The sequence below is a fragment of the Nostoc sp. TCL240-02 genome (genome assembly GCF_013343235.1).
GTDB lineage: Bacteria > Cyanobacteriota > Cyanobacteriia > Cyanobacteriales > Nostocaceae > Nostoc.
The window spans coordinates 1,098,094-1,121,706 of the sequence record NZ_CP040094.1 but is presented as its reverse complement, the minus strand read 5'-3'; the positions used below and the strand labels follow the sequence as shown (position 1 = coordinate 1,121,706).

26 protein-coding genes and 1 CRISPR repeat array are annotated in these 23,613 nt (G+C 42.4%); of the genes, 14 read left to right on the top strand and 12 right to left on the bottom strand.

Annotated features, from left to right (window positions below):
- Positions 1 to 10 precede the first annotated feature (10 nt).
- A complete protein-coding gene (pdxH, locus tag FBB35_RS05005) occupies positions 11 to 655 on the top strand; it encodes a pyridoxamine 5'-phosphate oxidase (RefSeq protein WP_174708734.1) in 645 nt (214 codons plus the stop codon).
- 186 nt (positions 656 to 841) lie between these two features.
- On the opposite strand, the gene FBB35_RS05000 is transcribed toward pdxH, so the two are convergent.
- The gene (locus FBB35_RS05000) at positions 842 to 1,459 is read right to left on the bottom strand and encodes an FMN-dependent NADH-azoreductase (RefSeq protein WP_174708733.1); all 618 of its coding nucleotides are present in this window, start codon (positions 1,457 to 1,459) and stop codon (positions 842 to 844) included.
- Positions 1,460 to 1,607: 148 nt separating this feature from the next.
- Here FBB35_RS05000 and FBB35_RS04995 point away from each other — a divergent pair, with 148 nt between their 5' ends.
- The gene (locus FBB35_RS04995) at positions 1,608 to 1,934 is read left to right on the top strand and encodes a helix-turn-helix domain-containing protein (RefSeq protein WP_174708732.1); all 327 of its coding nucleotides are present in this window, start codon (positions 1,608 to 1,610) and stop codon (positions 1,932 to 1,934) included.
- 134 nt (positions 1,935 to 2,068) lie between these two features.
- Here the strand turns inward: FBB35_RS04995 and FBB35_RS04990 are convergent, their stop codons facing one another.
- Both FBB35_RS04990 and FBB35_RS04985 read right to left on the bottom strand, forming a co-directional pair.
- Positions 2,069 to 2,953, bottom strand: coding sequence for a DUF3153 domain-containing protein (locus FBB35_RS04990; RefSeq protein ID WP_174708731.1), 885 nt, complete (start codon positions 2,951 to 2,953; stop codon positions 2,069 to 2,071).
- A 26-nt stretch (positions 2,954 to 2,979) separates the two neighbouring features.
- Positions 2,980 to 3,522, bottom strand: a complete 543-nt coding sequence (locus FBB35_RS04985) for a tetratricopeptide repeat protein (RefSeq protein WP_174708730.1) — start codon at positions 3,520 to 3,522, stop codon at positions 2,980 to 2,982.
- Between the two features lie 169 nt (positions 3,523 to 3,691).
- On the opposite strand from FBB35_RS04985, the gene FBB35_RS04980 reads away from it, so the two are divergent.
- Complete coding sequence (locus tag FBB35_RS04980) at positions 3,692 to 4,114, top strand: hypothetical protein (RefSeq protein WP_174708729.1); 423 nt, start codon at positions 3,692 to 3,694, stop codon at positions 4,112 to 4,114.
- A gap of 103 nt (positions 4,115 to 4,217) precedes the next feature.
- On the opposite strand, the gene argB is transcribed toward FBB35_RS04980, so the two are convergent.
- The gene (argB, locus tag FBB35_RS04975) at positions 4,218 to 5,114 is read right to left on the bottom strand and encodes an acetylglutamate kinase (RefSeq protein ID WP_174708728.1); all 897 of its coding nucleotides are present in this window, start codon (positions 5,112 to 5,114) and stop codon (positions 4,218 to 4,220) included.
- A gap of 100 nt (positions 5,115 to 5,214) precedes the next feature.
- Positions 5,215 to 5,577, bottom strand: a complete 363-nt coding sequence (locus FBB35_RS04970; RefSeq protein WP_174708727.1) for a pentapeptide repeat-containing protein — start codon at positions 5,575 to 5,577, stop codon at positions 5,215 to 5,217.
- A 168-nt stretch (positions 5,578 to 5,745) separates the two neighbouring features.
- On the opposite strand from FBB35_RS04970, the gene FBB35_RS04965 reads away from it, so the two are divergent.
- Positions 5,746 to 6,348, top strand: a complete 603-nt coding sequence (locus FBB35_RS04965; protein WP_174708726.1) for a Uma2 family endonuclease — start codon at positions 5,746 to 5,748, stop codon at positions 6,346 to 6,348.
- A gap of 11 nt (positions 6,349 to 6,359) precedes the next feature.
- Here FBB35_RS04965 and FBB35_RS04960 read toward each other — a convergent pair whose 3' ends face one another.
- Positions 6,360 to 6,905, bottom strand: coding sequence for a shikimate kinase (locus FBB35_RS04960; RefSeq protein ID WP_174708725.1), 546 nt, complete (start codon positions 6,903 to 6,905; stop codon positions 6,360 to 6,362).
- 429 nt (positions 6,906 to 7,334) lie between these two features.
- On the opposite strand from FBB35_RS04960, the gene FBB35_RS04955 reads away from it, so the two are divergent.
- Positions 7,335 to 7,568: an EF-hand domain-containing protein gene (locus tag FBB35_RS04955; protein WP_174708724.1), complete on the top strand. Its 234-nt coding sequence runs from the start codon at positions 7,335 to 7,337 to the stop codon at positions 7,566 to 7,568.
- A gap of 99 nt (positions 7,569 to 7,667) precedes the next feature.
- A CRISPR array of direct repeats spans positions 7,668 to 8,580; the repeat unit is 37 nt; unit sequence GTTTCAATCCCTAATAGGGATTTTGATGAATTGCAAT.
- 311 nt (positions 8,581 to 8,891) lie between these two features.
- Here the strand turns inward: FBB35_RS04955 and FBB35_RS04950 are convergent.
- The 3 genes from FBB35_RS04950 to FBB35_RS04940 form a co-directional block, all read right to left on the bottom strand.
- Complete coding sequence (locus tag FBB35_RS04950) at positions 8,892 to 9,914, bottom strand: isopenicillin N synthase family oxygenase (protein WP_174708723.1); 1,023 nt, start codon at positions 9,912 to 9,914, stop codon at positions 8,892 to 8,894.
- Positions 9,915 to 9,916: 2 nt separating this feature from the next.
- Positions 9,917 to 10,288: a hypothetical protein gene (locus tag FBB35_RS04945; RefSeq protein ID WP_174708722.1), complete on the bottom strand. Its 372-nt coding sequence runs from the start codon at positions 10,286 to 10,288 to the stop codon at positions 9,917 to 9,919.
- Between the two features lie 94 nt (positions 10,289 to 10,382).
- On the bottom strand, positions 10,383 to 11,873 hold the full coding sequence (locus tag FBB35_RS04940; RefSeq protein WP_174708721.1) for a BamA/TamA family outer membrane protein: 1,491 nt from the start codon (positions 11,871 to 11,873) through the stop codon (positions 10,383 to 10,385).
- A 291-nt stretch (positions 11,874 to 12,164) separates the two neighbouring features.
- Here FBB35_RS04940 and FBB35_RS04935 point away from each other — a divergent pair, with 291 nt between their 5' ends.
- Genes FBB35_RS04935 through FBB35_RS04920 form a run of 4 tightly spaced genes read left to right on the top strand, consistent with a single transcriptional unit; the run spans position 12,165 to position 14,299 of the window.
- Positions 12,165 to 12,632, top strand: a complete 468-nt coding sequence (locus FBB35_RS04935) for a DUF4870 domain-containing protein (protein ID WP_174708720.1) — start codon at positions 12,165 to 12,167, stop codon at positions 12,630 to 12,632.
- 34 nt (positions 12,633 to 12,666) lie between these two features.
- The gene (locus FBB35_RS04930; RefSeq protein ID WP_174708719.1) at positions 12,667 to 13,764 is read left to right on the top strand and encodes a Gfo/Idh/MocA family protein; all 1,098 of its coding nucleotides are present in this window, start codon (positions 12,667 to 12,669) and stop codon (positions 13,762 to 13,764) included.
- Between the two features lie 8 nt (positions 13,765 to 13,772).
- Positions 13,773 to 14,018 carry an HNH endonuclease gene (locus FBB35_RS04925; RefSeq protein ID WP_174708718.1) on the top strand — a complete coding sequence of 82 codons (246 nt, stop codon included), beginning with the start codon at positions 13,773 to 13,775 and terminating at the stop codon, positions 14,016 to 14,018.
- Between the two features lie 35 nt (positions 14,019 to 14,053).
- Complete coding sequence (locus FBB35_RS04920; protein WP_174708717.1) at positions 14,054 to 14,299, top strand: hypothetical protein; 246 nt, start codon at positions 14,054 to 14,056, stop codon at positions 14,297 to 14,299.
- A gap of 70 nt (positions 14,300 to 14,369) precedes the next feature.
- Here FBB35_RS04920 and FBB35_RS04915 read toward each other — a convergent pair whose 3' ends face one another.
- A complete protein-coding gene (locus FBB35_RS04915) occupies positions 14,370 to 17,087 on the bottom strand; it encodes a DUF3536 domain-containing protein (protein WP_174708716.1) in 2,718 nt (905 codons plus the stop codon).
- A 526-nt stretch (positions 17,088 to 17,613) separates the two neighbouring features.
- On the opposite strand from FBB35_RS04915, the gene cax reads away from it, so the two are divergent.
- The gene (gene cax / locus FBB35_RS04910) at positions 17,614 to 18,705 is read left to right on the top strand and encodes a calcium/proton exchanger (protein WP_174708715.1); all 1,092 of its coding nucleotides are present in this window, start codon (positions 17,614 to 17,616) and stop codon (positions 18,703 to 18,705) included.
- Positions 18,706 to 18,901: 196 nt separating this feature from the next.
- Positions 18,902 to 20,041: a serine/threonine-protein kinase gene (locus FBB35_RS04905; RefSeq protein WP_174708714.1), complete on the top strand. Its 1,140-nt coding sequence runs from the start codon at positions 18,902 to 18,904 to the stop codon at positions 20,039 to 20,041.
- Positions 20,042 to 20,202: 161 nt separating this feature from the next.
- On the opposite strand, the gene gndA is transcribed toward FBB35_RS04905, so the two are convergent.
- Positions 20,203 to 21,633 (bottom strand): NADP-dependent phosphogluconate dehydrogenase, encoded by a 1,431-nt coding sequence (gene gndA, locus FBB35_RS04900; protein ID WP_174708713.1) that lies wholly within the window; start codon positions 21,631 to 21,633, stop codon positions 20,203 to 20,205.
- A gap of 329 nt (positions 21,634 to 21,962) precedes the next feature.
- Here gndA and FBB35_RS04895 point away from each other — a divergent pair, with 329 nt between their 5' ends.
- From FBB35_RS04895 to FBB35_RS04885, 3 genes are all read left to right on the top strand, one after another.
- Positions 21,963 to 22,700, top strand: coding sequence for a Ycf66 family protein (locus tag FBB35_RS04895; RefSeq protein WP_174708712.1), 738 nt, complete (start codon positions 21,963 to 21,965; stop codon positions 22,698 to 22,700).
- Between the two features lie 86 nt (positions 22,701 to 22,786).
- A complete protein-coding gene (locus FBB35_RS04890) occupies positions 22,787 to 23,053 on the top strand; it encodes a type II toxin-antitoxin system ParD family antitoxin (protein WP_174708711.1) in 267 nt (88 codons plus the stop codon).
- The gene (locus tag FBB35_RS04885) at positions 23,037 to 23,198 is read left to right on the top strand and encodes a type II toxin-antitoxin system RelE/ParE family toxin (RefSeq protein WP_254625826.1); all 162 of its coding nucleotides are present in this window, start codon (positions 23,037 to 23,039) and stop codon (positions 23,196 to 23,198) included. The genes FBB35_RS04890 and FBB35_RS04885 overlap by 17 nt, the downstream gene beginning before the upstream one ends.
- A 50-nt stretch (positions 23,199 to 23,248) precedes the next feature.
- On the opposite strand, the gene FBB35_RS04880 is transcribed toward FBB35_RS04885, so the two are convergent.
- Positions 23,249 to 23,410: a hypothetical protein gene (locus FBB35_RS04880; protein WP_254625825.1), complete on the bottom strand. Its 162-nt coding sequence runs from the start codon at positions 23,408 to 23,410 to the stop codon at positions 23,249 to 23,251.
- Between the last annotated feature and the right edge of the window lie 203 nt (positions 23,411 to 23,613).

Genomic DNA, 23,613 nt, shown 5'->3' with positions numbered 1-23,613 from the left:
GTAAATCAAAATGGACAAAACCGTAGCTGACCTCCGCAAAGACTACACCTTGGAAGGTTTGAGCGAAATCGAGGTAAACCTCAATCCTTTTATCCAATTTAAAAAATGGTTCGATCAGGCTTTAGCAGGTCAACTCCCCGAACCCAATGCGATGACTCTTGCTACTGTCACACCCGACGGTAAGCCCTCAGCCAGAATGGTGCTACTCAAGGATTTCGATGAACGCGGCTTTGCTTTCTTCACCAACTACAACAGCCGCAAAGGACAAGAATTAGCAGAAAATCCTCTAGCGGCTTTAGTCTTTTGGTGGGCAGAACTAGAACGTCAAGTTCGGATTTGTGGGTATGTAGAGAAAGTTTCTGAAACTGAATCCGACCAGTATTTTGATACTCGCCCTCCTAACAGTCGCCTGGGTGCGTGGGTATCTAATCAAAGCGAGGTGATAGAAAGTCGAGAAGTTTTAGAGCGACGTATGCAGGAGTTTAATAGCAAATATGAAAATCAAGTGATCCCCCGACCGCCTCATTGGGGAGGCTTACGAGTGATCCCTACAGAAATTGAGTTTTGGCAAGGACGCTCTAGCCGCTTACACGATCGCTTGCTCTATAGCCGTTTAGATAATGGCACTTGGAAAATTGAGCGGTTATCACCCTGAAGAGGGGCAGGGGAGGAAGATTAGGAGGATGAGGGGGACAGGGAAGATAAAGGGGGACAAGGGGGACAAGGGGGACAGGGAAGATAAAGGGAGAATTATTCAACAAGTCTCTCCCAAGTCTCCCCCTTCTTCCTTGTCGCTCCTATCTCTTATCGATGCCCAATTCCCAATTCCCAAAACCATACATTACCATTGAGCGATCGCGTCTTGAATTGCTGCCCGTGCTTCTGATAGAGATTTGGTACGGGCATCACCCTCGTTGAGGCTGTTAGCGTTAATAAATTGAATATCTGTAATCCCAATAAAACCGAAAATCGCCCGCAGGTAGGGTTCTTGAAAGTCGTAGGCAGCGTAAGGAGATGTCGGGCTAAAGTCACTGCCACGAGCTGTAATGATAACTGCCTTTTTACCCTCGACTAATCCTCTTAAGCCTTGAGCATCTACAGCAAAAGTCCGGTTAGCACGAACAATTTGGTCGATGTAAGCCTTAAAAGTGGAAGGGATATTCAGGTTATACATTGGCACTCCAAAGACGTAACGATCGGCTGCCAAAAACTCATCAATCAATTCGTCAGAAATCCTGATTGCCTCAGTTAATTCTGGGGTATGGGTTTCTGGTGGTGAAAATGCTGCCGCAATCCAAGCTTCATCAACGTGAGGAACTGGGTGACGGCCTAAATCTCGATAGGCGATCGCATCTTCAGGATGTGCTGCCTTCCAAGCACTGACAAATTCTTTAGATAGTTCTCGTGAGTGCGATCGTTCACCACGGGGGCTGGAATCAATATGTAGAATGTTGACCACCAAATATCTCCTGATTAGCTAGGATTTACTGCTTTTACTTTTTTGAGTTTCTATTTCAAAGCATTACATCAGATACTAAAAGTAACTAGTTACTAAAGTAAAGTAGTTACCATAAAGTAACTATTGGAAGATTTTGGCGAATTTATCGATGTCTGTCTCTAAAAATTCTGATGCTTGCCCAATCAGCATTTTGATGTCCTTACTATCAGGGCCCTGGACAATGTATATACTTTGGGTGTTGTGTAATAGTGGGCCGACTCGCTTTGGTGCATTGAAGCACTTAGTCGAGGGCATCTCTACCAAAGTTTTAACAGAAAGGCTGAGGATGCTTGAGGCAGCAGAGATTATTTATCGCCAATATGAACCAACTGTTCCACCCCAAGTAACTTACGGTCTTACAGAACGGGGTCAGGAACTCATTGATGTGCTTCATCAACTCAATGCACTTGCTGAACGTTGGTATGGGAGCGAATAACGAGAGAATGGGTAATAGGTAATGGAGAAGAAGCAAGGGAGCAGGGGGCAGGGAGCAGAGGGAAAATTCCTCTCCTCTGCACTCTTCCCCCTGCCCCTCTGCCTCTTTTACCAAATTCCCTCAATAGATGTCTACTATTCCTGGATAGCTGCTGCTTTGGGAAGCAATTGAGTTCTGGGATCTGGCATGAAATTGTATCTCAAGTACAATCCTCCCCAGACAAACAGGATAATTAACAATGCACCAATACCAAGGGGACTAGGAAGCCAGAAAACTGCTTCTATGTGGTTGAGTTGACCAGGCTGGAGTTTCCAGACCAGTTGATTGCCATTTTTTTCCGGCTCAATGGCAGTTGCAGTTAGTTGAATGTTTTTGGCTCCCCAAGGAGTTTTCAAGCTAAATTCCAAGTCAAGAATTGAACCAGCATTAGCCAGAACATTACCTTTGCTGGCAATTAGAGCAAGCGATCGCAAATCCAAATCATAAATCAACCGATTTCGGACTAAAAGTAAAAAATTGTTCTCTTCTAAGAGGACGTTTGATTCAATTTTTGGCAGTTCTGAGTCAGATTTGCTCTGCACAGCCTCAGAGGATTGATTTGTACGGGAATTAAAAAATTCGTTGAACTTCTCTTGCAATTCGCTACCACTACTAAAAGGAATTGTAACGATGATTTCTTCTTGGGAAACTCGCTGCGTTTTACCTTCTAGTTGACGGGCGCGGCGTTCTATGCTGTTTAACCATTCGTATACAGAATCGCCACTAAAGCTGGTTAGCCGCTCTCCCAACTTAATATGCTGTACGAATTCACCACTATTTGAATTATCAAAGTTAAGCCCTACATCGTACTTAACACAGCCAGTCAGTAACAGGGATGTTAACAGTACTAGCCACAATATAGGATTTCGCATCGGAAAGACGCGGTTCATTCGATTTCGACCATTCAGTGTCAACACAAAACTAAATGGTCTGATTAACCACAACAAAATCTTTCCGAAAATTGAAGAAGTTGTAACCATAAATCTCCCCAAAAGTCAACATAGTATCAGCCAGGGGTTCCTGAAAAATTCAACCAAACCAAGTACGAGATGGTTAAACCAATGGCAATTAGCGCCACCCAGATAAAGCGATTATCTCTGGTATTGACCTGACTGAGGTCAACAAATTCTGGCTCTGTAGGTTTTGGCTTCTGCTGCACAGAAGATTTAGTGGCTTTAGCAGCTATAGAAATTTTGAGTTCATTCTCTTGTAGTGTGTCCAAATCCGGGATTTCGGTCATCCATTCGCTGGGTCTTTTCAGCTTTGGTGCTTTTAAGATGTAAACCATCTGTCGTGCTTGTTTGCTGATTTCAATATAGGGATGGCGTTTGAGTCTTTCGCAAAGAGCGATCGCCTCATCCGTGCGTCCAGCTGCTTCATAAGCTGTCACCAGACAAATTTCTACTTCACCCCCAAAGCGAGAATTACGAGCTAAAAGGGCGCTGGCCTTTTCTAAATTTTCTACAGCTTCGCGGTATCGCCCATTTTCAAAGGCAATTTTCCCAGTCTGGTAGAAGGTTTTAGCAATTTCTAAACTTTCTGCACTCACGTCTTATACAAAAATTAGCACTATTTTAATTTTGCCAATGCCAGCAATCTTTTTGGAATCTTTTCAAAGGCTGGCAATCTGAAAGTGGATAAACTTCTAAAATTTTAACTAAGTAGCTGCGACTATTTTCTGATTAAAAACTCTGGTATCAAATGCAGGTGAGCAAAATATGTTGAAAATCAAGCATTCGCAACTGAATTGGCTCCTAGGAGGTATGACTTTAGGAGTCATAGGTGTAAGCATTGCTCCAGCTTCCGCCCAGCGTGCGATCGCAGTTGATGGCGCTTATGGAGTTATGCGTGGATGCGGAGCAGCTTGTCGGCAGACATCGCCTGCTGTCGGTTCCTTTACTTATGGTAGTCCGATTCCTACACCTATGCCTGTAGACCCAGCAACGGGGCTAATGCCACAACGCACTAATTACCCCGATTATTCCTATCCCCAGGTAAGGCAAAATGTCAGAAATTCCAACCGGATTAATCCAACAATTCGAGATTCAACTTTAGTTAATCCGGTGATTATAAATAATTCATGGCAACGTACACCATTTAGCGGTGGGCGATCGCGGGTTATTATTACCTATCCCCGGTAGAGTGGGGAGCAAGGGGGCAGGGAAGTAGGGGGCAAGGGAGAAGAATTTTCCCCTCTACACCCTGCACCCTGCCCCTCTGCTTCTTTCCCATGCCCCATAAGCATCAAGAGGTAAATTGCGAACCCAAAATCATCGTCCCAATCCCAACATCAGTAAAGATTTCTAGTAACAGGGCGTGGGGAATGCGACCATCGATGATGTGTGCAGCACGGACTCCTTGAGCAAGCGATCGCACACAACAATTAACTTTGGGAATCATCCCACCGGTAACAATCCCATTCACAATTAACTCGCGGGCTTCGCGGATATCTACTTTCGGAATCAAGGTAGATTGGTCTTTGTAATCTTTTAAAATTCCACTGGTGTCGGTCAGTAAAATTAACTTTTCTGCTCCTAGTGCCGCAGCAATTTCTCCAGCTACAGTATCGGCATTAATATTATAAGCTTGCCCTGTCTCGTCTGCGGCGACGCTAGACACTACCGGAATATAGCCATTGCTAGCGAGGGTTTCTAAAATCTTGATATTAACATTGCTGACTTCCCCCACAAAACCGATGTCTTCTTGACCTTGGGGACGGGCTGTAAATAGATTACCGTCTTTACCGCAAAGTCCTACAGCCAATCCACCAGCTTGGTTAATTAGGGCAACAATTTCTTTATTAACTCGACCAACTAAAACCATTTCCACTACATCCATTGTGGCGGCATCAGTGACTCGCAAACCATTCTTAAATTGTGGTTCGATTCCCAGCTTATCTAACCAACTGTTAATTTCTGGGCCACCGCCGTGGACTACAATTGGACGCAAGCCCACGCAAGATAAAAATACAATGTCGCGGATAACTTTGTCTTTGAGTGCGGTATCTTTCATCGCTGCACCACCATATTTGACAACAACAGTGCGACCGGCAAATTGTTGAATATAAGGTAGTGCTTCGCTTAGTACACGCACACGAGTGGCTTCAGTTTGTCTAATGTATTCAGAATCGTTGACCGTCATGAGGAGCCGCCGTTGAGAGTTAAAACCTATTTCTGTCAGTGTAGAAGACTTTGTAACTCGTCACAATCTCTGATGCCAAAGTCAAGTATCTTTGTACTGATCAGCCATAGATGTTTGGCTCTGTTAGGAGTTCACCATCTGGCATAACCGTATTGTAAAAATAAGTCCCATACTTTTCTGCACCGCGCCAGTTAACTTCCAATAAGTTAGCATTTTCAAGATTAACGCCTTCCATACGAGTAACTCTCAAATCAGCACCACGTAAATCAGCACCGCTCAGATTAGCGTCTCTTAAATCAGTACCCCATAACTTAGTTTTACAGAGGATCGCCCCACTCAAATCAGCACCACTGAGATTAATGCCAGACAAGTCAACTTCGCTTAGGACTGCACCACTGAGATCGACTCCTGAAAAATCCTTTTCCCCAGTATCTAAACGACTGAAAAACTCTTCAATATCCATTGAATTCTTTGGTGACAGAGGAGTAAAATTTCAAGCTTTAGAGTCAATCCCATAAATATGACGGATGAAACAGGTTAACTATTTCCAGATTACCCGACACAACAAGCAAGCGATCGCTCCTTCAAACCTCTAAAATTAAAATCATTCGGCTGAAGCTAGGGAATGAAAATGACCACGTTGCTAATCCAAACTGAAAGCACACCCCTAACGGTAAATTTCCCCTGGCTTGTGCAGATGACAAATGAGCAGTTCTATGAATTTTGTCAAGCTAATGGAGATTTGCGAATTGAGCGTACTGCCAATGGGGAAGTTATCATCATGCCACCAGCTTTTTCAGATACGGGCAACCGTAACTTTAACATTGCTGCACAGCTTGGGAATTGGACTGAACAAGATGGCACTGGCATAGGCTTTGACTCCAGTACAGGTTTTACACTACCTAATGGAGCGATGCGTTCCCCTGATGCTTCTTGGATTCAACTGGAGCGCTGGAACGTCTTAACAGATTTACAAAAAGCTTCATTTGCACCAATTTGTCCCAGCTTTGTAATTGAGTTACGCTCATCCAGCGATCGCCTGAGCAAATTACAAGAGAAAATGCAGGAGTATATTGATAACGGTACATCACTAGGCTGGTTAATTGATCGGCAGAATCGAAAAGTCTACATTTACCGTCCTAATCGAGAAGTTGAGATTTTGGATAATCCTGAAGCAGTTATGGGGAATCCAGAATTACCCGGATTTATCCTACGGATGGGCAAAATTTGGTAACTTGAGTCTTCTTAATGAGAAGCTTGTGGTTTGAGTACGCCAGGAATTGCCTCAAGTATTCGCTTGGCAATGTCTTCAGGCGTATCTCCCTCTTGCACGATGATGTGCAAATCGGCTTGAGAGTAAAGTGGTGTTCGTTGTTCGAGGAGCGATCGCAATTTAACCTTGAGGTCAGAATCTTGCAACAGTGGTCTGGTGGTATCCTCAGCTAAACGCTTATAAATGAGTTCAACTGGCACATCTATCCACACTATCAAACCGTGGTGCAAGTATCCCCAGTTTTCTCGCCGTAATACAATGCCCCCACCGGTCGCTATAGTCAATTTTGTAAAAGCACAAACTTGTGAAAGTACATCACTTTCTATTTGGCGAAACCCTGCTTCACCTTCTTCAGCAAATAACTGATTGATAGATTTACCTGTTGCTTTGGCAATGACACCATCAAGATCCAGAAACCCATAACCCAGATGCTTTGCTAGTAAGGGCCCTATTGTCGTCTTACCAACGCCCATCATACCAATTAAGTACAGGTTGACTCCTTGTAATAAACTGCCCACCAGTAGCTTCGCTCCAATTATGAGTTGTCACCGTTCGCCCTTAGCGTCTCCCCTTGAAAGAAGATTTGAGCTAGGACTTCCTTAGATCAAACTTCTCGCTGAGTCACAGCTTCCAATTATAAACCCATTGACTCGTACATTTTTGGTTCTCTCCCCAGTATTGCGGCACTCTTCTGGGTTTCAATATATATCCCTCTCTACACACCACTAGAGAGGGATTCGCCGTTTCTAGGTCATTAGCTACAATCAGGGAGTAAATTACTGAAATAGAGGGAGATTTTGGAAGTATCGCGTTCGAAACGCTAACCTTAGATACGCTATTAAGTGTTCAATTTACTACATTCACACACTGGACTGTCCTCACTGTCCTTGCGTCTTTGTCAAGATTTTGAGAGTGTTAAATCAAAAAAGTAATTCAGATAGAAACTTATGACAACCGAGCAAGAGCTTCAATCTCTTTTTAATACCTTAGATAGTGATCGAGACGGCAAAGTCTCCATTAACGATCTTTTTTTAAGTCCTGGCTTAAGTGCAATCATCTCATCAGAAACAAATACCAGTAGTCCCCAGGAATTATTAGTAAATTATGATTCAGACAAAGACGGTAGTATTACTTTTGAAGAGTTAAAGGAAGCTGTTGAAAAAGCAAATAATTTAAACTAGTAATCAAAAAACAAGGGTATTAATACCTCATAAATCCCTTTCTACACTGCACTAGAGAGGGATTTGCCTTTTATAGGTCACTGGTGACAAATGAAAATGGTTTCAATCCCTAATAGGGATTTTGATGAATTGCAATTTATCAGTGCCGCAGCTACGCAGAGGAGCGTAGCTGTGAAGTTTCAATCCCTAATAGGGATTTTGATGAATTGCAATTTCCCGCCAAAACTGGATTATAAGTCATGCCTTCTAAGTTTCAATCCCTAATAGGGATTTTGATGAATTGCAATAGCTAATGTTTGCTGCTCCATAAAATTAGCTCTACGTTTCAATCCCTAATAGGGATTTTGATGAATTGCAATCTTTGCACCTTCACATGGTTGTTGTTTGTCCTGTTTCAATCCCTAATAGGGATTTTGATGAATTGCAATTCAATTTGGTTCTGGTAAATCCCTTTATCAGCTAGAACTAGGTTTCAATCCCTAATAGGGATTTTGATGAATTGCAATGGTAAAGGGGAAATCAATAGCAGAAGGGAGCTAGTTTCAATCCCTAATAGGGATTTTGATGAATTGCAATTCAAGCGGGTAGAGATTGGTTAACCGGAAAAATTGTTTCAATCCCTAATAGGGATTTTGATGAATTGCAATGCTGCCTCTGGGGGTGGTGGGCTACTAACCGCTATATATGTTTCAATCCCTAATAGGGATTTTGATGAATTGCAATGCGAAGTTTGGGAGAGATGCCAAGGAGCCGATCGACGCTGTTTCAATCCCTAATAGGGATTTTGATGAATTGCAATCTACACCGAAATCATCCCAAAGCCTCTGGCTCGTGTGTTTCAATCCCTAATAGGGATTTTGATGAATTGCAATATGTCAGTCCTAGATCAACAGAGAGAATATGAGTTTCAATCCCTAATAGGGATTTTGATGAATTGCAATTTGTAATTTGTTCCGATAGCAGCAGGGGCAGGGGGTTTCAATCCCTAATAGGGATTTTGATGAATTGCAATAGCGGGAGCTTGAAACCTAAGCTGTATTTAGTTTTCAAGGTGCAGTTGCGCGATTCTTGAGCAATCATAGCATTAGAGAATTTGTTTGGAAAGAGTGTCCGGAAAATTTAAAGGTTGAAACCCGATTTTTGTAAGCATTTCAGAGATTGCGCGGATGATAATAGGGCGATTATTAGGGTGAAAGCCTTGCTGGTGTTGGGATAGAAGCACTTTTTTGAGGCTGTTAAATTTGTACACCTACCCTTTCGCGCATTTGATATACAGGAACCTAACCAAAAGGCGACTCAGCAAGAAATAAATGGCTTAAAACCTTATAAGACTGTTCGCCGCAATTCGGGAAAAACTTTAGACACCTTATTCAACACATAATCACCATAAGTTCCGCGAAAATCATGGATGTTAGCATTATCCCAGCGATCGCTTATATTGTCATTCGCCACTATATTATCTAATTCAATGGCCTTAACTTCTACATCAAAATTGGGATCGAAAAAGAAGGGAAACGAAAGGCGATGATTTTGGGACTGGTTTTGTACACGATGAGGTGTAGAACGATACAAACCAGCCGTCATTTTATCTAGCATATCGCCGATGTTACAGACAAAGGAACCGGGAATGGGAGGCGTAGCAACCCAACCTGATTTGGATTTAACCTGTAATCCGCCAGAATCGTCTTGTTTAAGAATGGTTAAAACGCCATAATCTGTATGTTCGCCAACACCCCAGAGCGGATCACTATCTGAGGGTGATAAATTAGGAGGATAGTTAAAGATGCGAAACAACACTAAAGGATCTGAAGTATAACGGTCAGCAAAGTAAGATTCTTCTAATCCCAAACTCAAGGCTATACCAGTCATGAGAGTGTGTCCCAAGTTTGTCATCGCCTCTATATATTCAAGTAATGTTTCGCCAAATTGGGGAATGTTGGCGGGGAAGAGGTTTGAACCATGCATGGGAGTACCAGCTTGCACTTGTGGGTGTTCGTCTGGGAGTTCAGCGCCAAAGTAAATACCTTCTTTCAAGTCGGGTTTACCGGATGTTAGTTCGCCACCGACGGGGAAATAACCTCGCCATGCAATACCTGCCAAAGCCATACGAATTTTAAGTTTAGTTTCCAAATCCTGCGCGAAAAACTGGCGGCTGAGTTCTTCGAGTCGTTGTTGCAATTTTTCGTCTACACCATGTCCGATAATATAGAAAAATCCAGATTCTCGACACGCTTGCCTAATCTGAGATGCAACGGAATGGAGATTTCCTTTTCTAGAAACCAAGGTGCTGATATCAATAATCGGGACGGATGAAAACTCTTTCTCCACAACTTGCAAGTTTTTCATGTTCAGCTTGGCAATATTGTTCGGTTAAGGTAAGAGACGCGATGAATTGCCGTCTCCACAATAATCAGTCTTTTGTAGAGACGGCGATTTATCGCGTCTTTGTGATAATTTATCGCATCTTTACGAATACAAGCCTCTGCATTCACAATACAAGCCATCGCATTAACATAACAAGCCATCGCATTAACATAACAAACCGCCGCATTCACAATACAAGCCTCTGCATTCACAATACAAGCCTCTGCATTCACAATACAAGCCTCTGCATTCACAATACAAGCCTCTGCATTCACAATACAAGCCTCTGCATTCACAATACAAGCCTCTGCATTCACAATACAAGCCTCTGCGTTGTTAATGCAGCGTATTGTCAAATTAAATCCGCTACGAATTATGAAATACTTGAACTCAGCAAAGCTTTGCGTCAAGTCATGGTGATTTTAAGCGCCAATTAATAAACTAATGGGATTAAAATCGCTGACCAGTAGTCACTTCAAATCTAACTTCTCCTTGGTCGCTAATTCCTAAGTCGCCTCGAATTAGCCCAAAGGGTGAGTTCAAGCGCAATCCTAAACCGTAACCAAAGCCACTTCCAGGTTTGCCTCGTAAGACTCCTGGTTCTCCTAACACGGTATCACTAGACCCGAAATCTGAGGCGAAGTCAGTAAAAACAACTCCCCCTACTGACTGAAAAATTGGGAACCGATATTCCACAGAAGCTAAACCATAACTCCGACCACTGGCAACTTTACCATAACCGTAACCTCTGACAGAATCTATCCCACCAATATTAAAAGCATCGGCGGGTGGGAAATCTCCAATCGTCGTACCAATTTGTAAATTAATCGCCAACATTTCTGGATTATCAGTTGGTCTACCATTACCTATCCAACTAACTGGTAAATACTGAATATAGTCTCCCCGCAAGCGGTTGCTGAAAATATTCCCTAGTCCAATAGGTATTGCTTGTTCTGTAATCAAGGTGAGAATTGATCCTTGAGTCGGATTGTCTCGGCGATCGCGTCGATCTCTGGATACAGCAAATGATACTGTATATAAGTCATCAATTCCAGTGCCGCTCACAGATAGAGGACTCCCCAATCTATCAACCTGGACAACGTTATATTCTCCATCGCGTAGACTAATTCTGGTATAGTTGAGCGCTACAGATGTATCCCACTCATCAAAAGATCGTAAAAGTGCTACAGAACCACCAAATCTTCCTTCTCGGACTTTGCTGCCGTCAGCCAATCTGATATCGTCGTTGAAGGTTCCCGATGTATTTCTACTACGAAAACCTCTAATGCTATAGCCTAAGCGATTTGGTTCTTCAGAACGATAACGACTAGTAAATTGACCATTAAATTGGACATCTTTAGTGCTGAACTGCAAAACTGTATTTAATCTATCGTTCACTCCGCTAACGTTTTCATCTCTATAACCAACCTGACCGTATAGCCCAACGTCATCGTTATTACCGCCTCCAAAGATGAGAGAAGGGAAGCTACGCTCTTTGATTACATAAAGGATATTAACACTAGAAGCATCTTCTTTAGGGTAGACATTGACTTGGTTGAATGACTCTAATCTCCTCAAGCGTTGCAAGTCTGCTTGAAGTAAATCTTTACTGAATACCTGACCTGGCTTGAGTTTTAGCAAACCAATGACAAAATCTTTCTGAGTTCGCCCTCTAATTGGCAGACCTCTGCTATTAAGAAAACGAATCTGGATATCTTTGACAACTTTTTGGGAAATTTCCAGCGTTTGGTTATCTGCTAAACTAACTCCGATATAATCACCATATTGGGCGTATCCTCCCTCTATATGGATCGTAGCTTCTGGTGTGACAATCCCACTAGCCCCATCTTGAGTGGATGGTTGCGAGTCTGCAAGGGCCTCTAGATTTTTACCACTCACTAACATTGCTGCGATCGCAACTACAGTTATTTGAACTCGCATATTGAAAATCCGTTAGTGTTATTAAGTTTACAGCATAGAGCGGTTCTCTTTTGCGTAAGTTCTATATTAACCTTGCTATTGAGTATCCCAAAATCTGGTTGCTTGTTTCGCGATCGCTTTAGTTGAGAAGTTGCGCTGCTGCCACAAGAAGGTATAGTGTGGGAGATAGAACCTCTTCCAAAAACTATGAAAGAGAAATACTTAGCTTTTAAGTTTTTGCTCTTTTTTGGCTTTTTTATAGATAATTACAGTAGGTAATTATCTGAAAATTCCATTTACACATAAAAAGCCATGAGACAAAAACCTAAACAACAAATGCGTATATGGGCGGTTTTGTGTCATTTCTCGGCTTTGTTAGGATGGATATTATTAGTTTTTATAGTATTTCTTGGCATTCCTTTATATTTACCTTTAAATCTTTTAGCTCCCCTGATGATTTGGCGCTTTAAAAAATCCCAATATCCTTGGATTGATTTACAAGGAAAAGAATCCTTAAATTTTCAATTTTCTTTAACACTATATACCTTGATTGTTATAATAGTATCCTTAATTTTATTATTAACTAGTTTGAGTATAGTTGTGACTAACAACGGTTCATCTAATCAAATAAAAAACACTTTAGACGGCTTGATAATTGTACTGGTGTCATTATTCTCATTCAAACTAGTATTACAATTATTTTTAGTGACTTTTGCCTCTGTCAAAGCTTATAAGGGCGAGCATTATCGTTACCCTTTAACAATTAGAGTTTTACGATAATAAAAATCACTTAAATATAGGAAGAAAAATTATTATGATTGGAATTGCGATCGCAGGCACTGGATTTGGTCAAAAAGTTCACATCCCTGGATTTCAAGCACATCCTCAAACCGAGGTAGTTGCTGTTTATCATCGAGATATAAATAAAGCCAAAGCCATTGCAGAATCCCATAATATACCTCACTCCTCTGATTCTCTGGCTGATATTGTGGCATTACCAGAAGTACAAGCAGTCAGTATCTCTACGCCGCCATTTTTACATTATGAAATGGCAAAAACTGTACTACAAGCTGGAAAACATTTATTACTAGAAAAACCGACAACCTTAAATGCAATTGAAGCTAAAGAACTTTATCAGTTAGCGAAAGCAAAAGGCGTAATTGCGACTGTAGATTTTGAATTTCGCTTTGTCCCAGCATGGCAGTTATTTGCTGAATTACTATCAGAAAATTATGTGGGTGAGTTACGCTTAATTAAAATTGATTGGTTAGGTTCTTCTCGTGCTGATACTTCACGCCCTTGGAATTGGTATTCTGACAAAGAAAAAGGAGGCGGTGCATTAGGATCTTTGGGTTCCCACGCCTTCGATTACATTCACTGGTTATTCGGGCCAGTTCGGAGATTAAACGCCCATTTAACTACTGCAATTCCTACACGAGTTGACCCTGTGAGTGGAGAATCGAAGCCAGTCAATACAGATGACAACTGTATATTAACGCTGGAATTAGCCAATGGTACACCTTGCCAACTTTCTATCAGTGCGGTTGTTCATGCACCAAGAACACATTGGGTAGAAGTGTATGGCGATCGCGGTACATTAATTGTAGGTAGTGAAAATCAAAAAGATTATATCCACGGTTTTCGTGTTTGGGGTTCCCAGACGGGTAAACCCTTGACGGAAATAGAAATACCAAATCGGTTAATTTTCCCGAAAAATTATGCTGATGGGCGCATTTCAGCATTTATCCGCGTAGTAGATGAATGGGTGCAAGGAATTGAACGCAATCAGGAAATTACCCCATCACTACGAGAAGGAATTTATTCTCAATTGTTGATGGATTTATCCCATGAATCGCATACAAAGACAAGTTGGGTAGATGTACCTAGTTTGGAAGAATTTCTTAATCACTAGAGAGAAATATGAGCAAAACTCCCCGTATTCGTATCCCGCCGGAAGTCAAGAAATATGTTTTTGAACGTGACAAATATCAATGCCAAAGCTGCGGTAAAACTACTACAGAAACTCACCTCAGCATTGACCATATCATTCCTCTTGGCCGTGGTGGCCAAAATGATATTAGTAATTTACAAACCCTCTGTCTTACCTGCAATCAGCAGAAAACAGATAATATCGATCCACGTTTTCGACGATATTTTGAGCTTTAGGTTATTATAGTGTGGGCTATTCGTTTCTAATTTCTATGCCTCAAAATCACAATAGTAATTCCCGAAGATTCCCCAATATTAAAACTACAATTCTTTACCTCTTCACCTTCATGACTGTTTTAGTAATAGCCTTTCCCTGGCTATATGAGGTTAAAACTAAAGCTGGGATCAATATATCACGTAGCCGCCACGCAGGAACCTTTTTTGAGAAACATACCCACGGACTCTTTAAGTGTGAATGGCTTTATCCGTACCATTGCGATCGCTCCCAAGTTAAATAAAGCAAATTAAAAAGAGAAGGGGAAAATTTTCCCCTTCTCTGTGTGAAATTTTTACTGTCCTACCCTACATCTATCTCAACTGATTTGAGATCGCGCTAACATCAACGGCTAACTTTTTACCTAACTTGAGCAACTGGAGACACTGATTATCTGCTTCATTCCCAACGCTAGTAATACACACCGGCGCTATTTGACTGTGCAGACAACTAAAGTATAGTTCCTGCGATCGCTGTAGGGAAACATCAATATTTAGTTGATCCCCGACATCAATCAATCTCTCCAACAGTTGGATATCTGCATTAAAGCTACCATTGGCATCGTGCAACAATTGCCAGAGCGATCGCGCAATTAACTGTTCTAACATCTGCTTACCGTCGGGAATATTCAGCCGACAACGCAGATGTTTTGCTTCAGTAGCGATCGCTTCCAATTCTAAGATGTGACTCCAACTCTTTTGGGGATCGGCAATCTCTTGCTCAAGCGATCGCAATGTCATCAGACAGCGATGCCCTAAAGCAATATCGGCTGCTACCTGCAATTCTTGTGGTACTGCTAGTTCATCTCGATGGAACGCCATCAGCACCCCGTAATTATCACGATAGGCTTGAGTATACAACTGTCCTAAACGTGTCAGCGTTTCCTGACTAAGCAGCCGCATAATCCGGTGGCGTTCTTCAGCAAATAGATTTTGTAAGCTGAAAGCTTCTTCGCCAAATAGCTGTGTCATGGCCAAGATAGTATGAGCCGCACTAGCTTGTTTTAGTGCCCCAAACAGCTTTTCTTTGATTTGGCTGTAGTCACGCCGCCCGGTAAATTGTTGAATGCAGCAATGGAAATCCCAGCCTCCCAAATGGAGAACCGCAAATACCAAATGCTCACTTTCCCAAGTAATTTCTGATACCAGCTTTAAATTTCCTACAGCCAGAGTGAGCGATCCCATCCGTTGCAGTTGGTAATCTAGCTCATTGGCAGCATAGCAATAAACTTTTTTGTGGTAACGCTGAGATTGTTTGTCAGCAACATCTTTTCTAGGCAAAGAATTGTGCGTCTGTGCCGGTTTCTGATTGTTAAATAGGGAAGTGATGGCGTAATGGGATGCTACTTGCTTAAAGCCAAGTTGGGCAGTTAACACGAGTTGTCGATAAATTTCCGCACCGTGTTTGAATTCATCGACATTACTGGGGGCTAAACCAAGACGTTTGACAAAGCCTTTTTCCAACTGCACACCAGCCACTTCCCCTGCTAATTCCAAAGCACGGGCAGCGTAGCGAAGAATTTGCGTCCCCTCTGGACGGGAAATTTCTTCAAAAAACCAACCGCAACTAGTAAACATCAATAAAGCGTGACGCTGCATTTCTAATAAGCGCAAAGCGTCTACTTGTTCGGCTGCTGTTAGTTTGTGGGTTTGATGACGGGCTAAGAAACGGTTGACATTGCCAGCAGAGCGATCGCGCATTACTTGGATATATTCATCCCGTGTTTGCCAGGGATCGCGAAATAACTGTCTACCATGTTCCTCATAAACCTCAGTTAGCTGATCCCGCAGCCAATTTAGGGCATCCCGTAGGGGACGACGCCATTTCTGATGCCAGACACCGCCTTCACCACCGCAACCACAGTCATCCTCCCATCTGCCGACACCGTGGGCGCAACTCCAGGCTGTGACTGACTTCAATTCCACTTCCCAACTGGGAGAATTGAGGCTGAGGTAGTGGGCGAAGTTCGTTACTGTCCAACCTTGTTGAGGAAACTCTTTAGTAAAGGCGTAGGCTAAAGTTTTCTCAGTTCCCTTTTTGTGATGTCCGAAGGTTTCCCCATCTGTCGCCACAGAAATTAACTGTGCTGGACGATGATCCCCACGCACTGCCGAGCTTATACGTCCGGCAAAGTGACTGGAATTATAAACCACATCACTAAAACCCATATCCCGCGATATCGGGCCATCGTAGAAGAAGATATCAATGTAGGGTAATTCTTCTCTACTACCGTCTTTGGGGCTAGTGGCGATTGCACTTAGAGGTGAAGATGAAGTATCTAGTGTGGGCTTCAAATAACAACGATAGGGACGGGTAGAATCAATCTGACTACCGCCAACTTCGATCCATTCCGGATGGGGATGATCTTGAGTGGGGAGAGGACGGCAACGCAGTGCTTGGGATGGTGCAAGGATAATGAAACGAATACCCTCAGCAACAAGAGCCTCTAAAGTTGCATAGTCTACAGCAGTTTCCGCTAACCACATTCCTTCGGGATCGCGGCCAAAACGGGAGCGAAAGTCTTCTTTACCCCAGCGAATTTGAGTATATTTGTCGCGTTCATTCGCCAGAGGCATGATGATGTGATTGTATACTTGCGCGATCGCATTGCCGTGACCATGCAAGCGTTGGCTACTCTTAGTATCTGCCTCTAAAATGCGCTGATAAACCTCCACATCGTAGCGTTCTAGCCACGACATCAGCGTTGCCCCGATATTAAAACTAAAATATTCGTAATTATTGACGATCCCCACCACTTCACCTTGGTCATTTAAGACTCTGGCAAAGGCATTCGGGCGATAGCATTCCCAATGAATCCGCTCATTCCAGTCATGGAAAGGTGCAGCGCTCGGTTGGCGTTCAATTGCGTCCAGATAAGGGTTTTCCCTTGGTGGCTGGTAAAAATGACCATGCACCGTCACATAAACACCATTAGCCTTTCTCAGGGGATCGGTTTCTCTAGTGTTATTGGGATCTGAATGTAATGTTAACGTTGAGCCAGAGCTAGCCGGCATTTCAGCAGCAGAAGTCATGTATATTTATCCAAAACAAAAAACTTACAGTTGCACCGAAAACGTTGTGCGTAAACCTTTCTCCAATGGCTTAAACACAAAATCCGGTATAAACAACAACTATGGAATCTAACTAAATTTTTGACAAATCTTCCTCATTCTAGTGGCAAATCTGCGTTATTGCACAGCCCTTTCCCTGAAGGCTTAAATGTAATTAGCCATTGAACAAAAACTCAGTTAGGGGTTTCCTCGTTAGAGCGCCAATTAAAATTTTAATTGTCTTTTAATATATTAAACCCCATTCTTGATGTAATATGTTGGCTCCAATTCATACTTTTGCAACGAAAGATTACAAAAACTCCTTAAATCGCAATCTTATTTTACATACGCTGTAGTGAACTGAAAACAGTACAATTCCTGAATTGGTCTACGGTTGGTTGAGAGTATCATGTCGGAGTGCTGAGTGAAAGTAATTGTTAATTCAACACTCCAAATTTAAAATTTAGGATTGCTCGCTGTGAATGATACCCTCAACCCAAGAGAACAAATGTCAACCAAAAACATTATTCTTTTCGTTTTATTACTGTTTATCCCAGTTTCTGTTGCAGCCCACTTTTTGGAGTGGGGAGAATTAATAGTTTTCATTACAGCTGGATTAGCGATTCTGCCCTTAGCAGCGTGGATGGGTACAGCCACAGAAGAAATTGCTGTGGTAGTGGGGCCATCATTGGGGGGTTTGTTAAACGCCACCTTTGGCAATGCAACAGAACTAATCATCGCCCTAGTAGCGCTGAATGCTGGGTTAATAGATGTAGTTAAAGCCAGTATCACGGGATCGATTATCAGCAACTTACTGCTGGTAATGGGTTTTTCCATGCTTTTGGGAGGACTACGTTACAAAGAACAGACATTTCAGCCAATTGTGGCGCGGGTGAATGCTGCTTCGATGAATTTGGCAGTGATTGCCATTTTGATGCCTACGGCGATGAATTATACTTCTCAAGGAATTAACGAACAAACGCTGCAAAATCTTTCTATTGCTGTTGCCGTCGTATTAATCCTGGTTTACGCTTTAACGCTGCTATTTTCGATGAAAACCCACTCCTATTTATATGATGTGGGTGTAGCGGAGACAGAAGAAGAGGAAACCCCTCATGCTAAACCAAATATGATGTTGTGGGTTGGTGTACTGCTAGTATGTACCTTGTTAGTGGCACTTGAGTCAGAAATGCTAGTAGATTCTCTGGAGGTGGCCACATCTCAGCTAGGCTTGACGGCGCTGTTTACAGGGGTAATTTTGGTTCCCATCGTCGGTAATGCGGCTGAACACGCCACAGCTGTCACCGTAGCGATGAAAGATAAGATGGATCTTTCCCTTTCGGTAGCTGTGGGATCGAGTATGCAGATTGCCCTATTTGTCGCGCCCGTGTTGGTGATAGCGGGGCGAGTATTGGGACAACCAATGGATTTGGATTTCAAACCCTTTGAATTAGTAGCTGTGGTTGTATCAGTGTTGATTGCAAACAGTATTAGTTCTGATGGTAAATCCAATTGGCTCGAAGGCACTTTGTTACTAGCTGCTTATACAGTGTTGGGGTTCGCCTTCTACTTCCATCCAGTTATGGAAAGTATGGGGTAGTTAGCAGTGTATGGGCGTAGCCCGTCGTAGCGATCGCTTATAGTTTAGTCCAAAGCGATGTCTACGATGGGCTATTGGGTGTCGTTCTTGATTATGGGTGATGAATTGTTTAATTACCTATCTCGATAATTAGCGAATCTAAACCGCTTTTGCCTGGGACAGGAGAAAATAGAAACATATAAGAGCGATCGCCTGTATGAGCTACTGCCTTAATCCCCATTGTCCCAAGCCTGAAAATCCTGCTGATGTCAAGTTTTGCCGGACTTGCGGTTCTAAATTACTCCTCAAAGAACGTTACCGTGCTATCAAACCGATCGGACAAGGTGGTTTTGGCAAAACCTTCTTAGCTGTGGATGAAGATAAACCCTCAAAACCACGCTGCGTAATTAAGCAATTTTATCCCCAATCCCAAGGCACTAACACTCTTGCAAAGGCTGTAGAGTTATTTAACCAAGAAGCGGTTCGGTTAGATGAATTGGGCAAACATCCTCAAATTCCCGAATTACTGGCATATTTTACCCAGGAAGCTCGGCAATATCTTGTACAAGAATTTATCGACGGGCAAAACTTAGCCCAGGAATTGGCACATCTGGGTGCTTTTAATGAAACGCAAATCCGGCAACTATTAAATGATTTATTGTCAGTTTTGCAATTTTGTCATGCGAGACACGTAATTCACCGCGATATTAAGCCAGAAAATATTATTTTACGTAACGGTGATGGCAAACTAGTATTAGTAGATTTTGGTGCAGCCAAATCTGCCATTGGCAACGCCTTAAATCAAACTGGTACTAGTATTGGTAGCCCAGAATATGTTGCCCCTGAGCAAATGAGAGGTAGGGCTGTTTTTGCCAGTGATATTTACAGTTTGGGTGCTACCTGTATTAATTTATTAACTCAGCGATCGCCTTTCGATTCTTATGATACCCACAACGATGCTTGGGTTTGGCAGCAATATTTGAAAACCCCTGTTAGTAACGAGTTGAGTCGGATTATCAACAAGATGCTAGAAAGTATTCCCATTCGGCGTTATCAAACAGTGGATGAAGTTCTCAAAGACTTAAATCACCAGTCGCAAGTAGCAGCCACGCCAGCGATCTCGCAAAAATCTATCCCTCAATCACTACCTAATTCTCCAGCCACATTTGTATCGCCATCTCCTAGTCAAATCGATCTAGAATTAGAGGAACTTAAAACCCAATTTTTGGTTGGTAACAAACCTCAGCCAAATAAAATACAACCACCAACTCCCACATCTCAACCTACAAGTACAAACGAGATAGATCGAGAATTAGAAGAATTAAAAGCTAAATATCTTGGTAATAATAACCCATAAAATCAATAAAAAGTAGATAATTGCTATTATCTTCCTCTGCGTTCTCTGTGCCTCTGTGGTTCATGAAAAAGAAAGTGACTCTGAAACTCAGAGCCACCCTTAAAACTGTATTCTGAAACTTTTTAACTTTTCACAATATCCTGATGTGGGTGTGTGAAAATTTACTTCTTAGCTTCAGCAATGGGTACCCATTCTGTATGGAAACTTCCGGGCTTGTCAAGACGCAGGTAGGTATGTGCGCCGAAGTAATCGCGTTGTGCTTGAGTCAAGTTTTGAGGTAGGCGATCGCGGCGATAGCTGTCAAAATAATCCAAGGATGCGCTAAATGCGGGGACTGGAATTCCCAGAGTTGCTGCTGTTGCAATAACTTCCCGCCAAGCTGTCTGTCTGTCGAGAATTGTCTGCTTAAATTCGGGAGCTAACAGCAAGTTAGGCAAAGCTGGATTTTCGCTAAAAGCCTTCTTAATCTTATTCAAAAAGCGAGCGCGAATAATACAACCACCTTTCCAAATCCGCGCCATTTCGCCCAGATCCAAATTCCAGTTATATGTTTTTGAAGCTGTGGATAGCAACGCCATCCCTTGAGCATAAGAACAGATTTTTGAGCAATAGAGAGCATCACGAACTTTATTGATAAAGTCCTTGGTTTGCCCGTCATACTTCCCACTGGGGCCTGTGAGGACTTTAGATGCCGCAACCCGCTCATCTTTAATCGAAGATATAATCCGGGCATTAACTGCTGCTGTAATTGTAGGAATAGCAACTCCCAATTCCAACGCAGTTTGCACAGTCCAGCGTCCAGTTCCCTTTTGACCTGCTGCATCAACAATCAAATCCACCAGGGGTTTATTTGTTTCTGGATCAATATATGGGAAGATATTTTTTGTAATCTCAATCAAAAATGAATCGAGTTCATCGGTGGTATTCCATTCAGCAAACACCTCATGTAGCTGATTATGGTCTAATCCAGCAACATTTTTCAGCAAGTCGTAGGCTTCAGCAATTAGCTGCATATCGCCATACTCAATGCCGTTGTGTACCATTTTGACATAGTGACCAGAACCACCAGGGCCAATGTAGGTTACACAAGGGCCATCATCGACTTGGGCAGCAATTTTGTTGAAAATTGGTGATAGAAACTCGTAAGAGCTTGTTGTACCTCCAGGCATCAGAGATGGGCCATTTAGTGCCCCTTCTTCACCGCCACTGACACCCATACCAAGATACCGAAGCCCTGCGGGTTCTAATTCCTGAGTGCGTCGTTCCGTATCTTCAAACCAAGAGTTGCCACCGTCGATAATGATATCGCCTTCCTCTAACAAGGGTTTGAGTTGAGCAATCACCGCATCCACTGGCTTACCAGCTTGCACCATTACTAGGATTTTGCGGGGACGTTCCAATAAGGCAACGAATTCTTCTAGAGTAAAGGCGGCTTTGACGTTCCGTCCTGTAGCACGCTGCGCCATAAACGCATCCGTTTTTTCGCGGGAGCGGTTGTAAACTGCAATTGGGAAGCCATTGCGCTCCACGTTGAGAGCGATGTTCTCACCCATAACGGCTAATCCAATCACACCAAAGCTTTGTAGTGTCATAAAAAATTTCTGGCTAACTCTTGCAGATCCTTTACCTATAAGGGTAGTCCGATATTTTCCGTTCTCCCCTAAAGAAGACCTTAAGACTTGAATAAAGGGCAAAAATCCACAACTAACATGGCTAATTAATTTTAAATTGTATCTAAATCAACAATTGACTGACAAAATTTGCAAAATTGTTAGTTTAGGGACTAGGGATTGGGGACTAGGGACTAGGGACTAGGAAGGAATTTAATTTACTGAATTAGTTTTTCTTCTTAATACCTAATACCCAATCACCAGTCCCCAATACCCAGTCCCCAATCCCTAATCAAAGGAGTAACCAAATAATGCTGGCATATATCCTAGCTTTGGTGGTTGGTTTTGGTAGTTTAGCCATTTACATATCAGCTTTCTTTTTTCCAGAAATCCACCGCAAGAATGACTTTATCTGGAGTGGCGTAGGACTATTCTATGCCTTAGTCTTATGGGTGTTTGCACCACGCATTACTGGGGGTTTGTTGCTGGGTCATGTGGCTAGTGTGGCTCTTTTGGTCTGGTTTGGCTGGCAAACTCTATCATTACGTCGCCAACTGACCCCACAGGCACAACAAACCCAAGTACCCAGTCCTGAGACGGTGAAAACTGGTATTCAGGAACAGGTGAATAAGTTTTCCCTTCAGGAAAAGCTCGGCCAGTTACAAAAAGGTCTGGGTAGTACCTTCAGTGGCGCGAAAGACAAGGTGCAGCAGACTGTGAGCAAAAAGACACCCACAATCCCCAAACCTGAAGATATTACCTCTGTACTATCAGAGAAACCTGCTGTTGAAATTATTGACAAAACTATTGTCATACCAGAACCACCAGAAGAGGAGACAGTTACTACTGACACTGAAGCCAAAACCGAAACTGTACCGGAAGCGATTCCACCACATCCTCCATCTCCTGAATTGGTGGAAGCAGCACAACCAGATTTTGAAATTGAGGAGAAGCAACCGATTCCCGTAGAAGAAATTGCGCCGGATGCAGTACTTGCTCCCCCAGCAGAAACACCACCTGAAGAAATACCGCCTAATCAAGGTAGTTAAATTCTGTGAAACCCAACGTTAACCTAATATGATGTTGGGTTTTACTATTTCCATCAAGCTATTTTAGGGCTAATTTCAAAAAAATTATGAACATCCAGCTTAAAGCGGAATACGAGCAATTTATACAAACTCGAATTGCTACAGGTAGATATGAAAACGCTGAAGATGTGATTGCTAAAGCATTGAAACTGCTGGAAGAATGGGAGAAGGGTTATCAGGAATGGGAAGAAGAAACCCAGAAAAAAATAGCTGTTGGGCTTGCTTCTATTGAACGTGGAGATGTAATAACTGTTGAAGTTGTGATGGCGCGACTATCAGATAAATTATGCAAAGCGCGTGAGATTCAAGAATAATGGAATATTTTATTGCCAAAACATAGCCCAATTTCCAAATATAGGGCGAAGTTATGCCAAGTTTGATCCAAGCATTAGAGGCATACCTTTAGATAGCTACATTATTTTTTATCGAGTTTTTGAAGATAGTGTTGTGATTGTGTGAGTAGTTAGCGGTTATCGGGATTTAAAATCTATATTTGCAGATGTGGACAATCAATAGATTTTTGAGTTGTCCCATTTAGACTGTTTCTCTTTTGGCAGAATATATTCTTGCAAAATCTGCAAAGTATATGTTTCCACAGAAATCCCTTGCTGTTTAGCTTGTTGTGCAAGATATTGTTCTAATTCTGGTGGCAAGTTCAGGGTTAGAGTCATAAATCTCTTTTAAGTGACACCATACATTTTAAACCTGCTTCCAGCCTTAGCCAGCGATCGCAATTTTATATTCCCAGCTTCAGATATTTATGCAGCGATCGCAGTATCATATCTCCGGCTTTAGACGATGAGATGAGGAGTTGCACTGGCGATCGCAGTTAGTTTATCAAGGAAATCAGGCAAAAATACTATAATTTGTGAAA